The sequence below is a fragment of the Roseateles sp. genome (genome assembly GCF_052436255.1).
In the GTDB taxonomy this organism is placed as follows: Bacteria; Pseudomonadota; Gammaproteobacteria; order Burkholderiales; family Burkholderiaceae_C; genus Pelomonas.
This window is the reverse complement of sequence record NZ_JBQVNP010000225.1, coordinates 1-5,362: the sequence shown is the minus strand read 5'-3', so window position 1 is coordinate 5,362 and position 5,362 is coordinate 1. Positions and strand designations below refer to the sequence as shown.

The 5,362-nt window shown below is 68.4% G+C and carries 5 protein-coding genes and 1 pseudogene; 1 reads left to right on the top strand and 5 read right to left on the bottom strand.

Going from position 1 to position 5,362, the window contains the following annotated elements:
- The 5 genes and pseudogenes from ACT6S0_RS26125 to ACT6S0_RS26105 form a co-directional block, all read right to left on the bottom strand.
- A pseudogene (locus ACT6S0_RS26125) lies at positions 1–699 on the bottom strand (Bug family tripartite tricarboxylate transporter substrate binding protein); the annotation flags it as partial.
- A 69-nt stretch (positions 700–768) separates the two neighbouring features.
- Positions 769–1,959, bottom strand: a complete 1,191-nt coding sequence (locus tag ACT6S0_RS26120) for a DUF5624 domain-containing protein (protein ID WP_444766654.1) — start codon at positions 1,957–1,959, stop codon at positions 769–771.
- Positions 1,956–3,068, bottom strand: coding sequence for a hypothetical protein (locus ACT6S0_RS26115; protein ID WP_444766653.1), 1,113 nt, complete (start codon positions 3,066–3,068; stop codon positions 1,956–1,958). Before ACT6S0_RS26115 ends, ACT6S0_RS26120 begins: the two co-directional genes overlap by 4 nt.
- A gap of 13 nt (positions 3,069–3,081) precedes the next feature.
- Entirely contained in the window at positions 3,082–3,960 is an 879-nt protein-coding gene (locus ACT6S0_RS26110; protein WP_444766652.1) for an amidohydrolase family protein, read from the bottom strand.
- A 57-nt stretch (positions 3,961–4,017) separates the two neighbouring features.
- Complete coding sequence (locus ACT6S0_RS26105) at positions 4,018–4,791, bottom strand: HpcH/HpaI aldolase family protein (RefSeq protein ID WP_444766651.1); 774 nt, start codon at positions 4,789–4,791, stop codon at positions 4,018–4,020.
- Positions 4,792–4,955: 164 nt separating this feature from the next.
- Between ACT6S0_RS26105 and ACT6S0_RS26100 the strand changes: the two genes are divergently transcribed.
- On the top strand, positions 4,956–5,362 hold a 407-nt coding region (locus ACT6S0_RS26100; RefSeq protein ID WP_444766650.1), incomplete at its 3' end, for a LysR family transcriptional regulator.

Genomic DNA, 5,362 nt, shown 5'->3' with positions numbered 1-5,362 from the left:
GGGCAAGGCCGCACTGCGCTTGCTGCCCGTGTACGCCAGCGCCTTCACGCGCCCCGACTTGATGTTGGGCAGCGCCGAGACAGGCGGCTCGAAGCCCAGCTGCACCTGGCCGGCCATGAGGTCCGGCGCGGCGCTCTGCTTGTAGGGCACGTGCAGCAGCTCGAGGCCTGCGGCCTCCTGGACCAGCTCGAATCCCAGGTGCGAGGTGGTGCCCGATCCGTAGGAGGCGAACGAAATCTTGCCCGGCTCCTTCTTGGCCAGCGCGACCAGTTCGGGAATGTTCTTCACCGGCACCGCCGCGTTGGCCAGGATGAACGATCCGCCCTTGAGCGCCTGCGTGACCGGCACGAGTTCGATCTTCGCGTCGTAGGGCATCTACGAGAGCAGGAACGGCGTCATGGTGAACGGGTTGCTCGTCGAGAACAGGATGGTGTAGCCGTCGGGCGCGGCCTTGGCGACCGCGTCGGTGCCGATGGAAGCCAGCGCGCCGGGCCTGTTCTCGACCACCACCGGCGTCTGCAGCGCGCGGCTGAGGCGGTCGGCATAGGCACGGGCGAAGATGTCCGAGCCTACGCCCACGGGCGTGGGCGTGATGATCTTGATGGGCCGCGATGGCCAGGGCGAGCCCTGCCCCCAGGCGGGTGCGAACGCGCTGGCCGAGACCAGCACGGCAAGCAGCGAGCGAGCGATTCTTTTCATGGTTTGTCTCCTGTGTCTCTTCTGTGTCTCTTCCGGGCCTCTCGCCCGCGTCGCGGGCGCGGCTCGCGCTCAGGGCAGCGGCGGATAGTCCGTGCCGTCCAGGCCCGGCACCGGCACCCGCGTTGGGTCGTTGCCGTGCGCCTGCAGCTGCTCGACGGCGTAGTCGGTGACGCAGCCCGACAACAGTTGGCGCGGATCTTCCAGCACCACGCGCAGCCGCGTGTTCAGCGCGCGCCAGTCGTCCGGACCGGCGATGGCCGGCATCTCAGCCACCGTTCGCGTGTCCGCGTGGAGCACGGGGCGGACGGTGGAAGAAGGCTCGTAGCGCGGATAGCCGTCGTACATCAGCGTGCCGAGTTCGCTCACGGCGCGCGTGTGGGCCCACAGCTGACGCATCGAGGTCTCGAATACGCGCAGCGCCGACATGTCTGCCGCCGAGCCGGCCGGGAACTCGACGGCATGGGGCGCGATGAAGAGCCGGTCGAGCGAGAGCGTGTGGCGCGAGGCGCCGAGGATCATGGCGGCCACCGAATTGGTGGTCCACGTCACGCCGGCGGTGGGCCTGCCCTGGCGCCCGATCACCAGCGCCATGGCGCGCGACCAGTCGATGGCATGGCGGTCGAGCCAGCCGATCACGCGATGGCTGATGTCCATGCCGACAAGGAAGAAGGTGGCGATCATCACCGCGTTCATCGGCACCGTGGCACCCACGGCGGAGCCCGTGCCTTCCAGGTAGTGCTCGCGCATGTCCGCGGGCGTGAAGAGTTCGGGTCGTTCCAGCACGCGCTCCAGGTAGCGCTCGGTCAGCACGCACGAGTAGTGGACCAGTTCCGCGATCTTCTGCTCGCGCCCCCGGTAGGCCGGCACCGCGATCCGGTCGCGCCACAGTGCCACCGAGTTGGCCTCGCGCGCCACGCGCGTGGCGGCGACCAGTCGTTCAGCCTCCTTGCGCCACAGCGGCCCGTCGGGATCGACCAGCCGCATCTTGAGGATCGACGCCACCGCCGGCCCATGGTGCGAGATGCCGGCCAGCTCCTTGAATCCTCGCGTGGAGAGGCGGAAGCCCTCGACCTCGGGATCGCGGCCGTTGCCGGGGAACAGCACGATGTCCGCGCTGGTGGCCACGATGAGCGGATCGCCCGCCGTCGCCGCGCCAGTGAGCGCGGCCAGGTTCGCGCCAATGCCCTGCGGCCCGCCCGTGTAGGTTTCGAAGAGCCGCAGCAACTCGGGGCTCTGGTGCGAGGCGGCTGGATGGTTCATGAAGACTCCTTGTCAGCAGCGAAGTCGAGGCGATAGACGCGGCTCGGCGTGCGGAACCGCACCTCGGCGCTGAGGCTGTTGCTCACCACCAGGTAGCGCCGGCCTCCCGCCTCGAAGCAGGTGGCGTCGGTGCCGCCGGAAGTCGGGAACTCGGCGACTGGCTCCATGCGGCCATCGGTCATGCGCAGGATGGTCGACTGCAGCCGCGGGATCGGCGCCTCGCGCGTGCCGTGCAGGAAGTTGACCTGCACCAGCCGGCCGCCATCCGGCGTCGGAATCCAGTCGAACTCGCGACCGCCCGGCCCGCTGAGCACCTGGTGCTGCACGAAGCAGCCGTCGCTCCAGCGGTACAGCACAGTGTCGTCGTGCAGGCAGGCGAAGGCGAGCCAGTTGGAACCCTCCGTCTCGAAGAAGCAGAAGGCCCGTCCGCTCTTGCCCTCCAGCTCCTGGAATGGTTCGAAAGTGTTGCCGTTCCAGCGCAGCAGCTGCGACGGCACGGCGTGGTCGGCATAGGCCAGCAGCTTCTGCCCGTCGACCTCGAAGAAGGCCCAGTTGTAGCCCCAGCCGGAGCGCACCGTCTGGAGCTTTTCGAAGCGCTCGCCGTTCCATTCGTAGATGCACGATTCGGCGCCCGGCGCGAGCGGCGTGTCACCGTGGGTCACGCCCTGCGCGAGCGCGAGGAAGTGGCGCGAGTCGATCTCGAAGTGGATCCACTGCTTGGCAGCCGATGTCGCAATACGCTGGAAGACTTCGAAGCGCCCGTCCACCAGTTCGAAGATCGTCGAGTGCGTGTCCAGTGCATATGGGCCCGAGCCCGTGCGCAAGCTGGCGGTGGCGAGGAAGGCGCGCTCGCCGATGCGGAAGAACTCTGCGTCCTCGCCACCCGGCACCGGAAGCCGCGTGTGCTCGACGAACCGCTCGCCTTCCCAGCGATAGACGAGCGCGTCGACGTCGCTGTTGCCCAGCGTCATCTGCGCGGGCTGCCCCTCGATGTCCTCGGCGAGCTGCGGCACCACGAGGTAGCGCGTGCCGGCGTGTTCGAAGACCTCCGCGGCGCGTGCACCGGAGGTGTCCAGTTCCTGGATGCAGTTCATGGTGGTGTCGGGCATCTTCGTGCTTTCTTCAGAAGCCGAACAGGCGCGCGGGGTTGTCGGCCAGCACCTTGCGGCGCGCCACCGGGTCGGGAATCCAGTCGCCCAGCAGGTTCAGCAGCTCGCCGGTGTCGCGCCCGCCTTCCGGAATGTGCGGGCAGTCGCTGCCCCAGATCACGCGGTCGGGCACGGTCTCGACGATCGCCTGCGCGAGCGGCTTCAGCCGCGCGTAGTTGCCGTCCTTCGCGAGGCGGTACGGCCCCGAGAGCTTGAACCATCCGCGTCCATCGGCAACCGCGCGCAGCAGGCGGTCGAAGTCGGCGCGCGTGAGGCCGTCGCTCTCCAGCATGTAGCCCATGTGGTCGATGACGAAGTCCGATTCGAGGTCGGGCAGCACCGGGATCAGGTCTCGCACGACCCAGCCCGGCGTATAGAACTGCACATGCCAGCCCAGCGGCCGGATGCGGCGGATGCTGCGTTCGATGTAGGCATGCAGCTCCGATGTGGGCAGCTTCTGGCGCAGGAACAGGTCGAGCCTGAGCGCACGCACGCGGCGCACATGCATCTCGCGCAGGATCTCGTCGGACACGTCGTCTTCCACCATCGCGACGCCGCGCGCGCGGTCTCCCGCCGCGTCGAGCGCATCGAGCATGCAGCGGTTGTCGGTGCCGTAGAAGCTGGGCTGCACGATCGCGAAGCGCTCGACGCCGAGTACTTCGAGCGCGCTGTGCAGCTGCGCAAGATTGCCGTCGGGCAGCGTGTAGTGCGGGTGATCGACGCGGGGATAGTGCTCGGCGGGGCCGAAGACGTGCACATGCGCGTCGCAGGCGCCGGCGGGAACCTCGAAGGCCGCGCGGGTCAGGGTCTGCGCGTCGCGCATGGGCTTGGAGGTCAGGATCTCGTGGTTCATGTTCAGAACGAAAGCGAAAAAAGAGAAAACGAAGAAGTTGCGGCAGGAGACGTCCGCTCACGCGGTCTGTGCCTCGGGCGTCCGCACAGCAACGGCTGCATGGCCGGCCAGCGCATTGCGCACGCGCTCCTGCATCGAGGCGAGGAGCAAATCGGTGTCGATCCCCGTCATGAGGAAGGGCGCCGCGCCCCGCGCCAGCAGCTCGGCATTCAGCGCCGCGTCGGCAATGCCGCCGATCGACAGCGGCTTGCCTGCGCGCGCGCAGGCCGCGAGCGCATCGTTGAGCGCCTGCTGCACCAGCGGATGGCGATAGTCGCCGGGAACGCCGTGTTCCGCGCTCAGGTCGTTGGTGCCGATGCTCACCAGGTCCACTCCCGGCACCCGGGCAATCGCCTCGGCATTGCGGATGCCCAGCGGGCGTTCGATCAGCACGTTCACGACCACCGTGTCGTTGGCCAGCCGGTAGGTCTCGGCCACCGGAAGCCGGCGATAGCCGAACTGCGGCAGCACCGCGATGGCCGAGCGGTGGCCGTGCGGCGGAAAGCGGCAGGCGGCGGCGAGGTCGGCGGCCTGATCGGCCGTCTCGACGCGCGGGAAGATGAGGCCGGACGCGCCCGCGTCGAGCAGCCTGCCGATGGCGCCGTACTCGCGCTCCGGCACGCGCACCAGCGCCATCAGGCCGAGGTCGTGCGCGGCGGCGCAGATCGCGCCGGCCGCGTCCAGCGAAATGGTGCTGTGCTCCAGATCGACCCAGATCGCGTGGTGCCCGCTGGCCTTCGCCAGCCGGGCGATGTCGGGCGTGCGCGAGATGCGGATACCGAAGGCCGTCATCGGCTCTCCGCGAGCCAGCCCCTGCATCAGCGGGTGGCCCTGGAATGGCCGGGTTGCAGGGTGCTCCTGCGGCTTGTCTCTGCTTGTCATGCAGGCATCGTAGGCAGGCTGACTTATATTTGGAAATACCGTTTATCTTCAGTTTTCGATACTCCCTGAATATCATGGAACTGCGCCATCTCCGCTACTTCGTCGCGGTCGCCGAGGAGCTCAACTTCACGCGCGCCGCGCAGCGCCTGCACATCGCGCAGCCGCCGCTGAGCATCCAGATCCAGGCGCTGGAAGAAGAACTCAAGGTGCGGCTGCTGGAGCGCGACAAGCGGCGCGTGTTCCTCACGCAGGCGGGCCGGCACTTCCGCGAGCGCGCGCGCGTCATCCTGCGCGACGTGGAAGCGGCCAAGGGCGAGGCGCAGAGCGCGGCCTCGGGCGATGTCGGCAGCATCGCGCTGGGCTACACGGCCTCGTCGATGCTTTCACCCGCGCTGCCGGCGGCCATTCTTCGCTTCCGGCGCGAGCACGCACGTGTGATCCTGACGCTGAAGGAGATGACATCGCTCGACCAGCTCGACGC